General features: G+C 39.4%; 11 protein-coding genes. 2 read left to right on the top strand and 9 right to left on the bottom strand.

Going from position 1 to position 17643, the window contains the following annotated elements:
• Nucleotides 1-8 precede the first annotated feature (8 nt).
• Both BLS35_RS01170 and BLS35_RS01165 read right to left on the bottom strand, forming a co-directional pair.
• Nucleotides 9-1559 (bottom strand): MGH1-like glycoside hydrolase domain-containing protein, encoded by a 1551-nt coding sequence (locus BLS35_RS01170; protein ID WP_090776951.1) that lies wholly within the window; start codon nt 1557-1559, stop codon nt 9-11.
• Nucleotides 1559-4306, bottom strand: coding sequence for an alpha-d-galacturonidase (locus BLS35_RS01165; RefSeq protein ID WP_090776950.1), 2748 nt, complete (start codon nt 4304-4306; stop codon nt 1559-1561). The genes BLS35_RS01170 and BLS35_RS01165 overlap by 1 nt, the downstream gene beginning before the upstream one ends.
• Before the next feature lie 274 nt (nt 4307-4580).
• On the opposite strand from BLS35_RS01165, the gene BLS35_RS01160 reads away from it, so the two are divergent.
• The gene (locus tag BLS35_RS01160) at nt 4581-4997 is read left to right on the top strand and encodes a lipocalin family protein (RefSeq protein WP_165973185.1); all 417 of its coding nucleotides are present in this window, start codon (nt 4581-4583) and stop codon (nt 4995-4997) included.
• Nucleotides 4998-5048: 51 nt separating this feature from the next.
• On the opposite strand, the gene BLS35_RS01155 is transcribed toward BLS35_RS01160, so the two are convergent.
• The 7 genes from BLS35_RS01155 to BLS35_RS01130 form a co-directional block, all read right to left on the bottom strand.
• Nucleotides 5049-6302 (bottom strand): MFS transporter, encoded by a 1254-nt coding sequence (locus BLS35_RS01155; protein WP_090776948.1) that lies wholly within the window; start codon nt 6300-6302, stop codon nt 5049-5051.
• Nucleotides 6303-6320: 18 nt separating this feature from the next.
• Nucleotides 6321-7238, bottom strand: a complete 918-nt coding sequence (locus BLS35_RS01150; RefSeq protein ID WP_090776947.1) for an ROK family protein — start codon at nt 7236-7238, stop codon at nt 6321-6323.
• 99 nt (nt 7239-7337) lie between these two features.
• Nucleotides 7338-11405: a hybrid sensor histidine kinase/response regulator transcription factor gene (locus BLS35_RS01145; protein WP_090776946.1), complete on the bottom strand. Its 4068-nt coding sequence runs from the start codon at nt 11403-11405 to the stop codon at nt 7338-7340.
• A gap of 15 nt (nt 11406-11420) precedes the next feature.
• Nucleotides 11421-11558: a hypothetical protein gene (locus tag BLS35_RS27645; protein ID WP_165973186.1), complete on the bottom strand. Its 138-nt coding sequence runs from the start codon at nt 11556-11558 to the stop codon at nt 11421-11423.
• 7 nt (nt 11559-11565) lie between these two features.
• A complete protein-coding gene (locus BLS35_RS01140) occupies nt 11566-12960 on the bottom strand; it encodes a sulfatase family protein (RefSeq protein ID WP_090776945.1) in 1395 nt (464 codons plus the stop codon).
• A gap of 2 nt (nt 12961-12962) precedes the next feature.
• The gene (locus BLS35_RS01135) at nt 12963-14465 is read right to left on the bottom strand and encodes a sulfatase family protein (RefSeq protein WP_090776944.1); all 1503 of its coding nucleotides are present in this window, start codon (nt 14463-14465) and stop codon (nt 12963-12965) included.
• Between the two features lie 9 nt (nt 14466-14474).
• Nucleotides 14475-16115: a sulfatase family protein gene (locus BLS35_RS01130; protein WP_090776943.1), complete on the bottom strand. Its 1641-nt coding sequence runs from the start codon at nt 16113-16115 to the stop codon at nt 14475-14477.
• A 306-nt stretch (nt 16116-16421) separates the two neighbouring features.
• On the opposite strand from BLS35_RS01130, the gene BLS35_RS01125 reads away from it, so the two are divergent.
• A complete protein-coding gene (locus BLS35_RS01125; RefSeq protein ID WP_090776942.1) occupies nt 16422-17630 on the top strand; it encodes a glycoside hydrolase family 88 protein in 1209 nt (402 codons plus the stop codon).
• The last annotated feature ends 13 nt before the right edge of the window (nt 17631-17643 follow it).

Genomic DNA, 17643 nt, shown 5'->3' with positions numbered 1-17643 from the left:
CGGCTATATTATTTATTTAGTTGAATCACTGCTGGTTTTAGACTCGCAGCGCGATAAATCTCTTTTCCATCGGCATAGATGTATAATCCTTTTCCTTTCTTGTATTTCTTTCCGGTCTTATCCCAAACTACCTTAAGCGTTTTTCCGTGGGAAGAAATATTGTCTAATGAGAACCAGGCCCATTGCCCTTCAGGGATAAGCGGATAAAAACCGATGGCATGATCTGCTCTGGGTTTTATCCCAATCAAATCATTAATCACCAAATCGCAAAAAGTAGAATGATTGTAAAAACTGCTTCTTGGATTATCTCCTTTTAGCCATTCCCCATTTTTTTCATCCTGATACTCTCCCAAATAAGGCTTACCATTCTTTTGGTGAGATTTGGCGTACTTGTGCAATTCATCATAAAAGACTTTTGAGGTCATTTTACCATGATTCTTATAATTGGTTAGCAAATTCGCTAAACCTTTTAAAGTTTGAGAACTGGCAAAAGGCCAAAGTGCACCATCCCACTCACAACTATGCCCAGTACCTCTTGTTCTGAATGTTGGCTCCCTTCTTTCAGCAGTCGTTAAGCCCCATGGTGCATTAAATCCTGCTGTATCCAATAATTGGTCCCAGGCCTTAGCATAAATGGGCTGATCTGCTGGTAGGTCAAAATCCCATGGTACAAAACCAATGGCTTCACGTGCAGAAGCATAGCTTCCATCAGGGTGTTTAGTTTTAAAGAAATTGTCTTTGCTATCCCAAAGACTATCCTGCACTAATTTTTTAAGCTGACTGGCTTTTCCCTTATATTTTTGTACCAACGCTTTATCCCCTGTAAGATCAGCTATGCTTGCCAGCGCTTTAGCATTGCCATACATATAGCTGCTAATGGTTGGGCGTCTATTTTGATCTTTCCTCGATCCGCTAACAGACTCTTCCATTCCGTCCTTCACATCAAACTGCCAAAACAAACCACTATTTAACTGTCTTTCTTTCTCCCATTTGGCATAATCGGCATCTAGTGCAGGTAAAATCCGCTTTAAATGAGCTAGATCGGGTGTTACCAAATAATTCTGATAAACCGCGTCGTCCAGCCAACTGCTAAACTGGTGAAAACGTTGCTTAGTCTGACCCACATCAGCATGATATAGCCAGAAATCAATGTACTCCTTTAAGTAATCGGTATTTTTAAGCCAGCGACCTTCGTAGATATGATGCCCCAACGCACAGCTGATGGAATTGTATTTACCGGCATGTTTAACCGGTTCTATAAACTCTGTGAAGATAAAGCCCTCAGGTGTCTTTACAAGGTGCTTACGGAAAGACCACCAGCGGTAATAATAGTTTTGCTCCAACACCTCATCCGGACAATCCAGCAAAGGCACATTTTGCGCCAACCAATCAAATGCTTGTGCATTAGGCACAAAATTCTTTACCACCTCTGTATCGATGGAGTTAAAGTAAGTCACATATTTTTTAAGCTTTAGCTGCCCAGCTTGTGACTGTGCAAATACGCCCGTTCCTGTTAATAAAAAAAGGGCGATAGCTATCAATTTCTTTCTATTCATCATTATTCAAATAACCAATCAATATCTTTTCCTTTACCGTCCAATCCTGCATTATAAATACGCATTTCCTGATTTTCGTTGATAAAACCAAGCACCATGCAAGCTCCCTTTCCTAAAGTTAAGGTATTTGTTCCTGCCTCAAACGAATAAGCGTGTACATTAATTGGTGGATATCCATCTAAAACCAAGGCGTTAGAAATCTTGATCTCCGATTGTCCGTAGTTATTTGCACTGGCATCAGTTTCCAATTCAGGCGCAGCCAGGTAGGAAGGGTCTTTTTTATTGAAGAAACCGACCAATACTTTTACTGCTGCAGTATTGCTGAACTTAATTGTAGTACCTGATTTTATTTGCTGGGCTTTAACCATTTTCAGGCCTTTAAGTCCCTGCAATTGCTCAGTCAGGTCTTTTATCTTCGCTACCGAATCAGTAAATACCAAGGCTTCTTTATTAATCACATAACGCTCGTTACCAGATAACAGCTTAACGGTAGCATTTTTAAATGGCGCTAGTACGTTCGCTTTTCCCGAACCCACTGTTTTCAAAGAATCAATGCTCCTTTTAAAATGCCCTAGTTCTTTGGTAAATACCGGCAACATTTCTTTCCAATGAATAAAAGTTTTATCCACCCCGCGCATCGGTATCTTGCGCTGTTTGGTTTGCATACTGTTTGCATACAAGTAATCATTCTGGGTCAATTTAACCAGATCTGCATAATGAGCTACACTCCTTTCCAAAAATGGCAAGGCCTTCTCCAGATCAGCTACATCATTAGAATATTTATAGCGTAAAACCCATAACGCTGATTTCACCTTTTCTGCATAAAAATTCGCCATGGCATCATAGCAGTACATATCATTTCTAAGCCTTCTAAACTCTGCTGTATCTTTAGTTACTGTCAACGAAGCTTTATTGATCGCTTCCAATGCCTTTCTGCCATGCTCTATTACTTCTTTGGCCACTTGCACAGGTGTTTCGCCTATATGTCCCTGTTTTTTCCATTCCTTCTCCGCATACTCAATAATCATTTCACCTTCGGGCGCTTCTGATTCGTACATTAAGGTAAACAAACCATATCGATAAGGATTAATCAACTGAGTCATCAACATCCCCAAGGTTAGGGTCTGTCTGTTTCCATCTGTAATCCCGTATCGACGTAAAAGCTTAGGAGAGATTTCACCAGATTCTTCATAGGCATCCAGAATTGCTTTTCCTCCATTAAGATCAGTTCCGTATTTATTGGCCAACTCCTGTCCCCAATAATTAATTTCCTCATTTCTATCCCTGGTGGAGTTCCAGGCATACCTGGCCCATTCCTTATACCAAATCCAATCTCTATCTACCTGTAATTGCCTTTCGCTAATTTTATCTGCCGTGTAAGGCCAATCCCAATAACCAGATTGTGGGTACAGGTGTAAACCTTTAGCTCCATATATTTTGTTCATGGCCTGCACCGATTTCTGGATAAAATCGGCAGATCCATAGCGAAAAGGCTCAAGATTGGCCAGGATATGTACATTGGCAATATGAACTGTACCAATCGCACTTAATTTTCTATGCAGTTCTGCCCAGCTTCCTCTTGGTGTATATGTCGTTAAAGCTTCGCCGGTATACTTATTTTCGGTATACAAATTTTTATAAAGTGGTAAAGATGCTGCCATCACACTTGGTGCATCGGTATCATGTGCTCTCAATACAATTGGCGGTTCATTTTTAATACCTGCCGCTTTTAAGCCATCTTTTACACCCGGGATAATGGTCTTTGTAAACCAATCTATATCATCCTGCCCGACTCCTTCCATGGCTTCTCCCAGCGCTACCAGCAAACCTACATTAGGGTACTTTTCTACAAATGCCGCAATCGATTTTCTGGTGTAGTCGGCTATCAATGGAATAATCGGACGGTTTCTATCCTGAGTTTTCAAATGATGTTTTTCGGCAAAAGGTTTTGGGATAAGGATGTTATAAAACATCTGAATTATCCAAATGCCACGTTTGTCGGCTTCCTGGGTTAAGAACTTAAACATCTCTTCGTTCTTTTTTAAAGTCGCGTCATCAACCTCTACCGCATAAGGATAATCTTTAAGTCGCAGCAATGAAGAGAAAGGGTGCCCATTCCAGAGATACAATGAATTGTAGCGGTTCTCTACCATCATATCTAAATATTGCAGCCATAGCGCTTTATCGTAGAACCAGGGAAAGGTTTCTGGGGTATAGGGATATTCGTATACATCTCTACCCGGCAGGTAATCCGGTTTCTGCAAACCAATACAGGTACCGCGCAACACCATTTCTGGTTGATCGGTAAGGGCTATATTTTCCGGGATTTTACCTTTAGCTTTTATCTCATCTGCCAATTCCATACAACCGTATAAGGCGCCAGAGGGATCTGTACCTTCAATAACCAGATTCTTGTTTTTAGTATAACTGATGTTAAAACCTTCTTTTCCGGCTTGTTTACCTGAATTATTTAACGCTGCCGATAAGCCAGCTAATAATTGATCTCCTTTTACCCCAATAACAATCAGGTCTTTACCATTTGTTGCTTTATCGCTCTGTACAATCTTAACATCATAACCAATTAATGTTAAAGACTTTGCCAATTTTTCTGCACCAAACTTAATCCTTGGATTGTTTTGGGCAGGGATAATGATAGTACGTTTATTTTTCTTATAGACCTCAATTGCACCGGATTCGGTAGTGCTAAAAAGCAAAAGACACAAACAAATAAAAATGGGGAAATTTCTCATTCAATACAGATTTCAGCATATCTGAAGCTTAAAAATGGTTCAGACTACATTTGGTTAAATACGCAAATATCAAATATAGCAACTGCTCAATAGGGTTTCCTGTAGTATTTCCCCAAAATACTGTAGGATGTTGCCATTGGGCATTTTATGCTGTAAAAAAGCTGTTATACTCCTCCTGGTATCTTCGTATAAATACCTATTAATGGGTATTGTAAGCCATATTTTGAATTTGTTGTTTTACACAAATTTTAAAACCTACTTAAACAAAACAATTATGAAAAATTTTACGCTACTAATTCTATTACTTATTACAACGGTAAGCATCACTGGATGTAAAAAAGACAAAGACGAAGATTCCGGCGGGATTGTAGGCAAATGGTACCTCTATTCCTATATTAACATCGTATATACAAACGGAAAAGTAACAGATCAAACTAGCCAGACTGCTCCCGATCGCTCTAATTACATCGAATTTAAGAGCAATGGAACTGCTGCTGATAATGAAGGTGATCAGTTCAGTTACAAAATAAACGGCACACAATTAATTCTCAAAGACCTTGAGGATGGTGAAGAGGAATTATATGAAATAAAAAAGATCAACAACACTGAACTTGTTATATTTAACGAGCTGGTTCAGCAAGCTGGATCAGATCAAATCAAGTATACGACCGAAACTACGTTTAAAAAATAAACTCAAAGGGCCGCATCATGAATGATGTGACCCTTTTATATAAAAAAACTATTAAAACTTAAACAGCTCCTTCAAACGTACGGTCTTGTTATTGATCATCGGCTTAGCATAATAAGCAAGGAACAAGATATAGGCCAATGTGATGTAAACGAACATCAAGGCATAACGCAAGCCTATTGCGTCTCCCAATGAACCAATAATTAAAGGTACCAATGCTCCGCCAAAAATACCGGAACACAAAATCCCCGAAAAAGAACCATGATGCTGTGCAACAGAATTTAAAGCCAATGAGAAGATAATCGAGAACATAACAGAGATAAAGAATCCTGCAGCTGGAAAAGCATACAACGCCATATCTTTATCTCCAAATAGTGCAACTGAAAGGGTAACCATCGAAATCAATGTAGCTATTTTAAGGATCAACTTAGAATCCCATAATTTCAATAAAGCCAAACCTAGTAAACAACCTAGCGACATTAAGCCCCAGAACCAGGCTACTGCTTGTGCGCCCTCTTTATTTGGATCTACACCATGGTAAGCCCTTAAAAACTCTGACATCCAGTTGGCCAATGCTTGTTCCGTTCCCACATAAGCTACTATCCCAACAAAAAACAACAATACTTCTTTGTTTTTAAGCAAGCTCAGATAAACACCTGTAGCACCAGATTTCTCATCGTCCTTTAACTCTACCACAGGCATCTTAATAAAGGATAGTAGCAACAGAATCAATAAAAAGATAAAGCTAAATAACCAATACAAGGCTGTCCATGATAAATTATCTCTCACCAAACCTCCCAGCATAGCTACTAATGGATTTTCAATCGGATTGGTAGAAAGTGCTGCCAAGAGATAAGAGAATACAAATGGGCTGATAAAAGAAGCCAAACCGAATACCAATTGGCCCATTACCGAAAAGAATGCAAAGTTCTCTTCGCCACCAGCAGTACGCATGAGCGGATTAATAATCACTTGCAACATCGCCATTCCTATCCCAATGATAAATAGAGAGCCCAAGGCAATACCATACTGCGGGTATAAACCGAAAGCTAAGGCCCCGATAAAATTCAAGCTAAAAGCGATCAACATTGATTTCTTCTCCCCAATCCGCTCAATCATTATTCCTGAAGGAATAGACATAATTCCATAAGCCAAAAAGAACGAAAAGGGCAGAAAAGCCGCCATCGTAAGGCTCAATTTATAGGTCTGAATGATGATGGGCATCAATGGACCCAGGATGTTAGTCACAAATGAGATGACGAACCAGATCAATAAGATCACGCCAACCAGAAAGTTATTACGTTGCATACAATTTTTTATAAATGGTTAAAACTTTGAAAATACTCTAGCTGCGCAGCCCAGCAACCCCGCCTGATTACCTAATTTTGCAGCCACAATATGGGTATACTGTGAGGTTCCAGGCATCACCTTTTCCATCACTCTTGACTTGATTTCTTCAATATAGAATTTGCCAGATTCGGTGATACCACCGCCCAGTACTACTTTTTGCGGACTAAACACATTTACATAACTTGCAATACCTGTAGCCATGTAGTCGAAATGCTTTTGCATTGCCGAAACGGCTTTCTGCTCTTTGGCCAGGTAGTTATCTACAATCATTTTACCGGTTATACCTTCCGTATCTGTTCCGTGCAATAAGGCATAATCCTTAATCAAGGCACTCACTGAGGCATAGGCTTCGAAACAGCCAGAAGACCCACAAGAACACGCAATTCCACCATGTTGAATCGTGATGTGCCCCAATTCCGTGCCCCTATTTTTATAACCGCCATACAGCTTACCATCGATGATCAGTCCACCACCTATTCCTGTCCCAATGGTCAGAAAAACTACATCAGTACAATCGCCGGCAGCTCCGTAAACAAGCTCGCCCCAGCCCATCATGTTGGCATCGTTATCAATTACCACCTTTAAACTGGTAGAAGCGGCAATGATTTTACCTAAATCCAGGTTTTCAAATCCGGGCAGATTATCTGCGCCACCGATCACAACATTCTGATCTACGATACCAGGAAAACCGATACCAACACCAATCACTTTTTCGGGAGCATGCTCCACACATTTGCGAATGGCTGCATTAATTAAGGCAATCACCTCGCCTTCTGTTACAATATTATTTAGTGGGAATAAAAAGGAATAGATCACTTCTCCCGTGTTGCTCACCAGTCCACATTTTAATGATGAACCACCCACGTCAATTCCGATAGCGTACGATTTTGTCAATTTTTCTCAGGTTTCAATTACAAAATCGAAATTAGCGGTAAAGCACCTGAAGAGATTTCAATATTGTCTTAAATGATTTAGATTTTGTGCTAAAAAAACTTAATTAATGTCCGTTTCTTTCTTTGCAAGGTACTCTGTTGGCATACAGTCGTAATATTGCTTAAATGCCGTAGAGAAATATGAAGGTGAATTAAAGCCCGACATATACGCAACTTGTGCAATTGTATACTGCCGCGACTCCATCAATTCTACTGCCTTTTTAAAGCGGATACGCTTGATAAAATCGGTCGCAGATTCGCCGGTAATTGCTTTTAGCTTCAAATAAAGATTAGACCTGCTCATACCTATTGCGCGACTAAACTTATCTACAGAAAAATCAGATTCGGTAATGTGCGCCTCAATGATAGCGATGGCTTCTCTTAAAAACTCTTCATCAAGTGTATTGAAAGCTATATTCTCCGGAACGATCTCTTTTGAGCTGGAATAATACTCTTTTAATCGTTTGCGCGAGCGACTGATGTTTTGCAGTTTGGCTTCGAGCAGGGCGATAGAAAAAGGTTTAGTGACATAATCATCCGCGCCGACTTCCAATCCTTTAATCTGGTGATTGGTTTCATTTTTAGCGGTCAGCAAAATCACCGGTATATGACAGGTCTGAATATTCTGCTTTATCCGTTTACAAAAGTGTATTCCATCCAATTCAGGCATCATTACATCGCAAATGATCAGGTCTACAGGCTCCTCTTCTAACAGTGCCAATGCTTCCTTGCCATCATAAGCAACGCTTACCTGGTAAATATGATCAAAATAGCTTTTAAGATAACCTACAATCTCCGGGTTATCATCAATCACCATCAGTTTCTCTTTTTCAATTGCCAGACCTTCTGGCTCCAATGGCTCAATCACTTCATTTTCTTCGCTCAGACTACTGATCTCGTTTTCTACAGAAAGTTCATACGTTGGCGCTTCTGCATGTTCATCAGTAGCATAAAACTCATCTCCCAATGGTATAGCTACCACAAAAACGCTCCCCTTACCCAATGTACTATCTACGCTTATTGATCCATGATGCAATTCAACCAGACGCTTAGTGAAAGCCAGACCAACACCAGAGCCCAGGTTCATCTCCCTACCATCTACCTGGTAAAACCGATCAAATACCCGATCCTTATGTTGTACATCAATACCAATACCTGTATCGCTTACTTTAATCACCGCATCCCCATCCTTACTCGCAAATTCTACATTTATTGAGCCACCTTCCGGAGTATATTTAAATGCATTAGAAAGCAGGTTAAAGATGATTTTTTCTACCGCATCTTTATCAAAATAGAAAAGCAATCTGGCCTCAGTCGATCGGAAAGTATACTTCACCTTGTTCTTTTCAGACAAAGTGGTAAACGAACGGTAAATATCATGGATAAAACTCACCATATCCGTCTTGCTTACCTTCAATTTCTTAGTCCCCAACTCCGTTTTCTTAAAATCAAAAAGTTGCTCTACAAGATGATACAAACGCTTTGCATTGTGCATCATCAGCTCATGATGTTTTCTAAGTGGTTTATCTGTAACGGGCTTATTCAAGATCTCCTCCAATGGCGCAAGGATCAGGGTTAAAGGGGTACGGAACTCATGTGAAACGTTAGTAAAGAATTCCATCTTCATCTTGTTGATGTAATCTACCTTTTCATGTTCCATTCGCTCCAGCTTTAACTGATGCTGTGCTCTTATCCTTTCAGAAACTACGCGATAAACCATATATCCAGCAACAGCAGCCAATATGGTCATCAATAGGTAGAACCAACCACTATTCCACCAAGGTGGTGAAATCACAATATCCAGACTTTTCTCTGCGCTACTTTCGCCTAAAGGACCAATCGCTCTTACCTTAAATACATATTTGCCAGGTTGGACATTGGTATAACTGGCCTTAGCCATCCCCTCAGTCATCTGCCAATCCGTATCAAAACCTTCCAGCTTATACTCGTACTTTGTTTTGTTGGGCGAGATGTAATTGAAAGCATTAAAAAAGATCGTAAACTGCTTAAACTCGTGCTTAAAAGTCAGCCTTTTTGCCTGATCTATATGCTGATCCAATACATCATTGCCATCATCAGGAACAACCGTTTTATTGAATACTTCAAGACCAGTGAAGGTTACCTTCAGCTTCATTGGATCTTGTTTTAAGGCTTTGGGATAGAAATAGGAAATTCCATTTATACCACCAAAAAGCATCATCCCATCGGCTGCTTTGCAAAAAGCATAGAGGTTAAATTGGTTATTCTGAAAACCATCTTTATTGTCGAAAACCTGTAGCTTACGGGTATCCGGCTGAAATTTGACCAAACCTTTGTTGGTCGAGATCCACAAAAATCCCTCATCATCGGCAAGTATGCCATAGATAGTTCCTTTAAGAAAATCCTTACGTGTATTAAAGCTAACAAATGATCGGGTGCTTTCATTAAATAGATTTAAGCCATCGCGTGTTCCGATCCAGATCCGATTCTTATTATCCTGAGCAATACAGTTTACCACATCATTGCTCAGTAATGCACCTGGAAAGGATTCGAACAATTGATTATCTGGGTAAAACATGTTTACACCATTTGTAGTACCTATCCAGATTCTCTTTTTAGCATCTTCAAATAAATAAGTCACCTCATCAGAAGTCAACCGTTTCCCTGCTTTATCCAGGTAAATATGATTAAAGGATTGATCGACAACATTAAAAATGTCGAGACCAGTACGTGTCCCCACCCAGATTCTATTCTTATGGTCTTTTAACAAGGCATAAACCATGTCCCCTGCAATGCTTTTAGGATCAGTAGATGAATGTCTGTATACCCTACTGCTTCCAGTAGCTGGATCAAAATGATTAAGTCCAGCATTATGCGTACCGACCAATAGTTTACCACTCTGATCAAAAGCAATAGCTTTGATGTTGTTAGAACTTATAGCCCCTTGGCCGGACTCTTTATACGTATAATACCTAACGGTATTGGCTTTTCTATCCCAATAATTTAGCCCTTTATCATTCGTACCGATCCAGAAATCGCCTTTACTATCCTGCTTAATTACGTTTACTACCTGATCATTTAATGACAGCGTTCCCGTATTCTGATTTAAAAGGTTAAACTTAATGTCGTTGTGATGATAATAGTTTATTCCACCATAAAAGGTACCCAGCCACATTCCATTTTGCTTATCGCGATAAATACAACGTACAGAATTCTGACTAATGCTGTAAGGAATTGAGGCCTGATGATAGTAGGTTTGAATAGTACCATCTTTAGCATTAAGGATAGAAAGCCCTCTAAAGGTACCCAACCAAATATTGCCCTGCGCATCTTTATTGATACCACGAACATCATTATCAGCCAATCCTGCAGAATTACCTGGAGTATGCCTATAATTACTCAATGCAGCAGTAGCAGTGTCATATTTAATTAACCCATTTCCCTCGGTACCAACCAATAAGGATGGCCCGTCTATAAAAAACTCATTGATTCTGGGCCTATTTACCCCCAGATTTAAAGCTTCCAGCTTCTTTGTGGCTACATTCAATTTAAATAAACCTACATCCGTGCCCACCAGCAAGGTATTTTTCAACAAACCCAGACGGGTTATATTTTTAATATCATAAGCGGAGGCATCGAAATTGATCTGCTTAAACTGCTCAGAACCTTCAGCCAGGTAAAAAATTTCCCCTGCACTTGAGCTGGCCCAGATTAACTTCCCTGCATCTTGTACGATAGATGAAATAAACCATTCGCCGGATTTACGAGGTAATCTATAATTCTTAAAGCTATTGGTTGCATAATCATAACGACTTATGCCCTGATTGCCACCCACCCATAGCAAACCTTTATGGTCCAGATAGATGCTACGAATATAGTTTGATTGCAGACTGGTTTTATCACCTTTAGAAGGACGGTAAACGGTGAAGCTTTCTCCATCATAGCGATTAAGCCCATCCTGGGTGGCCATCCACATAAAACCAAGGGTATCCTGTACGATAGTGAATACCGTACTTTGTGATAAGCCCTTATCCACAGAAATACTTCTGAAATAACGCTTTAAAGGCTGTTCAGTAATATTTTGCGCATGTAAAATCTGGGCCGATAACACCAACCCTAACAACAAACAAAAAGATATTACTTTCCTCATAGCCCCCACACAAAATTATTTACGTTTAAATCCAGCATCAAAATTAACTACATCTGGCAAAAGATCCACAATTTCTTGCCTATTTAATGTCTTATTTTCGAATTCAGGCCTAAGCAAAGCCGATTGAAGGATAATTGCTAAGGTCGTAGCCATATATATCTTATTTTTTTAACGCATAAAATGAGTCCTGATGTGTTTTACACCATTTCTTAAGATAGGTACGCATTTGGTTCAATTTCTTTTTATAGCTAGGTTTTACAGCTAGATTATGCATCTCGCCTGGGTCATTTTCAAGGTCAAACAATTGCTCTCTAATCTCCCCCTTATCATAAACGATATATTTAAAATCTTTGGTAATTACAGCTCTACCTTTAATACCTAATAATATTTCATTATCAGCAAAATCTGTTTCTATAACTAGTGTATCGCGCAACTTAACAGCTGGATTTTCAATACGTTTACTTAAATCCAGGCCTTTTAAATAAGCTGGGGCGCTGACACCTACAAAGCCGCATATTGTAGGAATTAGATCAATTCCATTGCAAACCAACTGATCATCAGTTTTTGCTTTCCATTGTCCGATCTTAGAGATCATAAATGGTATTTTAGCTGATTCTTCATAAAGAACCTGTTTCTGGTTCCATTCATGTGCGGCATAGCCGTCGCCATGATCACTGGTAAAAATGATGATGGTATTGTCTTCAATACCGTATTTCTTTAATGAGCCTAAAACCATGGCTACATAGTTATCTACCTTCTCTACCAAACGGTTATAAGCCCAACGGTATTTACGCCATTGCGTTTCATCCCAACCTACTGAAGGATAGGTACGTGGACTTACTTTTTGTTGTTCTCTAATGATGGCAGGTTCATTTGGAGAGATAATCCAATTGGCAGGTAGTTTAGGACAAAATGCAGTATCAGGTGCAGTACCTAATACATCCATTTTTAATTCGTCGCCTCTGGCCCACTCGCAAATGTCGTGTGGATTAAGAAAGGAAGCCACCAACAGGAAGGGATTTGCTTTATTTTTTTTAATAAAAGCAGCACATTGTGAGGGTGTAGCTGCATCGGTATAATCTCCTGCACCGGTATTTGCAATGGTTTCAAAACCATGTTGTTCTACCTTAGTAACAGGAACAGGCAGGTGCCATTTGCCGACATAGCCGGTTTTATAGCCTCCTGCCTTTAGTATTTTCCCCATCATCAGCACAGAATCTGGCCATTGTCCGTCCTTTTCAGGAGCATTTCCTGTAAAGCCCGTTTCATGAGGCATTTTCCCACTAAAGATAGATGATCTTGAAGGTGTACAAAGTGGTTGAGCGCAATAAGCACGGGTAAAACGAGTTCCATTTGCTGCCAGCACATCCATGGCTGGCGTATGTAAATCTTTGTTGCCAGCATTACTCATTGCATCAGCAGTTTGCTGATCCGTCATGATGATAATAATATTGGGTTTTGAAGCAATACGCTTTGGAGCCTGTGCTTTAATATTTCCAAATCCTGCCAGCAATGCGGCAGTTATCAATAGTCCTTTTACTTTGTACCTCTTCATCCTTATTTCAAATAATCGTAAGCAGAATCTAAATTAAAACGCTTTTGCATTTCCTTACTTGGTTTCGGTTTTTTGTCGACCTCGCTAAAATAATCAGCCGTATCCCAAACCTCTGTATCGCCACCGGTTTCTCTCGGATCTTGTGTTTTCACCAGGTAATCATGCATTTGAGCGCCTAATTTTGTTTTAATTTTCGCATATGCAGGATCTGCCGCCAGGTTATGCAATTGATCAGGATCTTTGTTGATATCAAATAACTCTTCAGCGGGCCTTTTGCCCATTGCCAATTCAAAAAACGGCTTAACTTTTGGGTCATTTCTATTTTCGATCAGATAGTATTTAGTTGCTCCAGGCCAGTTGAACATATATGGATCTATATCTCCATAAAACGGTGGATCACCTGCCGGCCATCTGTTTGGCTCATAGTTTTTAATGTACAAAAATTCTTTGGTACGTATTGCCCTTCCTGGATAACCTAAACCATGCTGTCTAACAAAAGCATGACGCTCACGGCCAAGCACCACATAATCTCTTTGTAAATCATTTTTACCATCTTTCTCAACAATTGGCAATAGACTTTTTCCGGTCATTTCAGCAGGGATTTTAGTTCCGCCCAAAGCTAAAAATGTCGGAGCCAAATCATTTAAAGTTACCATATTATCCGCTACTACATCCTGTTTAAATTTACCTGGCCAAGATATAATAAGTGGTACGTGTGTACCGAAATCATATAGATTAGCTAAGCCACGAGGCATTTGCCAACCATTATCGCTACAAATTACAATAACAGTGTTTTCCAATTGACCAGTTGCTTTCAGTTCCTTTAGCGCCTCGCCAATTTCCCTATCAAATGATTCTATCGCTGCATAATAATCTGCTATATCTTTTCTGATGTCGATTTGATCAGGTAAATATCCCGGTACTTTTACTTTAGCAGGATCTATTCCGGCTTTTTCTCCCGAACCTTCTACATAAGGTCTATGAGGTTCGTGACTACTTAGCCAGTAACACCAAGGATTATCCTTATTTTTAAGTTTCAAAAATTCATCGAAATTTTTATACGGATTACCTGCTGGATTGTGCTTACGTCCATTGGCTTCAAAACTACCTGGCCCCCAACCTTTTCCCTGAAAACCTACTGCATAACCATTGTTTTCAAGCAGATCCGTATATATTTTATATTGTGTTGGCAGAACGCCCCATAAATTGGCACCTTCTTTTAAACGCCAGATATCTTGTCCAGCTAACATGCCTGCCCTTGCAGGAGTACAAGAAGGAGAACTACAAAAAGCATTGGTAAAACGAACCCCTTGTTTGGCAATTAAATCCATATTAGGTGTCCGTACGGTTTTGTCTCCATAACTACCTACGTGATTCCATGACTGGTTATCAGACATGATCATCAAGATGTTAGGACGCTCCTGCTTCTTTTCTGGCGAACAAGAAGCCCAGCTGAGGATTATCATAAATGCTGCTGGAATGTACTTGAAATTGTTAAACTTCATCTTCATTATTTATTTTGTAATTGTTTCTGTTGGATTGGTGTCTTTGTATTGCAGCTGTAATTTTTCAAGTTGTGCTTTTAGCTCCTTGATCACAGGCTGATAAGTCTTATCACCATATAAATTCTTCATTGCTTTTGGATCCTTTTGCATATCGTAAAGTTCCCATTCATCCACATCATTGTAAAAATGGATCAGCTTGTAACGCTCGGTTCTGATGCCATAATGCCTTTTAACAGCATGCCAACTTGGATACTCATAATAATGATAATATACTGCCTTACGCCAGTTTTCTGGTGCTTTACCTGCATTATCCAATAGCGGACGCAGCGATACACCTTGCATATCATCAGGAATTTTAACACCTGCATAATCCAATAAAGTTGGTGCAAAATCAAGATTCATGGCAAAAGCATTGCTTACTGAACCAGCTTTAATAGATGCTGGATATCTAACCAACAATGGCGTTCTGAAGGACTCATCGTACATAAAACGCTTATCAAAATAACCGTGTTCACCTAAAAAGAAGCCCTGATCAGAAGTATAAACAATGATGGTATTGTCCAGCTCACCGATTTTCTTCAAATAATCCATTAGTCTACCTACGTTTTCATCTACAGAAACTACACAAGCCAGGTAATCGCGCATATATTGCTGGTATTTCCAACGTACCAAATCAGCTCCTTTAGGATTTATTTTTTTGAACTCAGCAACACGCTTGTCATAAACCTTTCTCCATTTCACTTTTTCTTCATCCGTCATGCGATTATAAACTTCGAAGAAACGAGCTTTATCTAATGATGGATCATTGGCATGTTTATAATCATCACCCTTGGCATCTTTAAAATTTTCTTTGGGTAATTTAGCCATAGAATCTAACTGTGCCGTCGAAAGCATTTTAAGATCCCAGGCTGGCCACATATCTGTAGAGATATTCATCAGTTGCTCTTTTGCAGCCCTGCCTCTGTTATTAAAATCATCTAATAGATTATCCGGTTCAGGGAAAACCGTATTGTCGAACATTCCCAAATGCCTTGGTGCCGGTAACCAGTTGCGATGCGGCGCTTTATGTTGATAAATCATCATAAAAGGCTTGTCATGGTCTCTTTTTTCCAAAAAGCCAATAGCCTTATCCGTAATCACATCGGTAACATAACCTTGTTCTTTGATCAGTTTACCATTTTCTAAGAATTCTGGTTGGTAATACAGCCCTTGGTTAGGTAAAATACTGTAATAATCGAAGCCCATCGGCGTTGAGCCCAGGTGCCATTTTCCAATCATTGCTGTCTGATAACCGGCCTTTTTTAACAATTGAGGATAGATCACCTGTGTGCTATCGAATACCTTAGAGTTATCCGTCAAACCATTCAGGTGGCTGTATTTACCGGTCAAGATGGTAGCCCTTGAAGGTCCGCAAACTGCATTGGTTACAAAACAGTTATTAAACAACATGCCCTCATTGGCAATCCTATCCAGATTAGGCGTTTTAACAAGCTTACTACCGTAAGCACTCATGGCTTGAATGGTGTGGTCATCGGTCATGATGAACACAATATTTGGTCTTTTTGTAGTTTCGGCAGTTTTTGGTTGTTGGCAGGAGCTCAAACTCATACCGGCAACCAAAGCCGATAATATAATTTTTAAATTACCCATTGTTTTGCTTAGTTCGATAAAAACGAAAATATAGTAGTCTGCCAAGATTAGGTTTCGATATTGTTTAAAATCCTATCAATTTTGGTTAACACAGTAAATATTTTACAAAACAGGCAGTTATTGGCCCTTTTTTGCCTTTTTTCATAAAGCTGTTACAATAAATCGTCAAAAATTTCTGTGCATTCATCAATTTCTAAATGAATATATCCGATTCCTAAAGCCGCTGTTTTTTTTGCTCCCTACCTTCATAAAATCATTAATATCTAAAATTGATAGCTCGAATAGCATAAAAAACAAGAAATAATTATGAAAACATTACTAGGTGTATTTGTTGCTTCTATCGCTTTGATGGGATCAACAAATAGTAAGGCAGTCACGAAGGACAACGGAAATGATTGGTTAAGGAAGTCGACAAAAACTGCGGTATACCAGTTGACAAAAGCAGCGCAAACTTTTACACCGGGCATGAACCCAAGGTCCATCAACCCTGATGGAACTGTAAGACTTGCTCCTGTGCGCGATTGGACCACCGGATTTTTCCCAGGTACCTTATGGTATGGATATGAGTTATCGGGTGATAAAAATTTAGCAGAACAAGCTAAAAGGTTCACACTTGGTTTAGATTCGTTACAATACATAAAAGATACCCATGATTTAGGTTTTATGTTGTATTGCTCTTATGGCAATGGCTACAGATTAACAGGCGATCCTGTGTACCGTAAACCTTTAGAAAATGGTGCGGCTAATTTATATGCGCGTTTCAATAAAAAAGTTGGTGCTATTCGCTCATGGGATTTTGGTCACTGGCAGTTCCCTGTAATTATCGACAATATGATGAACCTGGAGTATTTATACTGGGCAGGAAACGAATTCAAGAAACCAGAGTGGTTTGACGCAGCTAAAACGCATGCGGTAACCACCATGAAAAACCATTTCAGAAAAGACTATAGCTCATACCACGTAATTGGCTATGATCCTTTAACTGGAAAAGTATTGGAAAGAGAAACGCACCAGGGTTTAACGAATAATTCTGCATGGGCTAGAGGACAAGCATGGGCGGTATATGGTTACGCCATGAGCTTTAGAGATACTAAAGACAAAAAATTTGTAGAACAAGCTGAAAAAGTTGCTGCGTTTATCATGAATCACCCGAAAATGCCTAAGGATAAAATTCCACTTTGGGATTTTGATGTGCATAATGCCGACCGTTCACCAAGAGATGCTTCTGCCGCTGCTGTAATCGCTTCTGCATTATTAGAATTAAGTACTCAAGTAAAAGACGGTGATAAATACTTTAAATTTGCGGAGGATATTTTAAAAACCTTGTCAACAGACCAGTATTTAGCTAAGCCGGGAGAAAACCAATTTTTCATCTTGAAACACAGCGTTGGTGCACTTCTTTACAATGTGGAAATCGATACGCCTTTAAACTATGCAGATTATTACTTCATGGAAGCTTTGAAGAGATATGCAGAGATTAAAAAGATTGATTTGAAAACAATCGCTCAATCTTAATCTAAAAACCAAA

Source organism: Pedobacter sp. ok626 (assembly GCF_900100435.1).
Taxonomy (GTDB): domain Bacteria; phylum Bacteroidota; class Bacteroidia; order Sphingobacteriales; family Sphingobacteriaceae; genus Pedobacter.
Note: the sequence above shows the minus strand (reverse complement) of the source record. Positions and strands in the feature narration are given on the sequence as shown.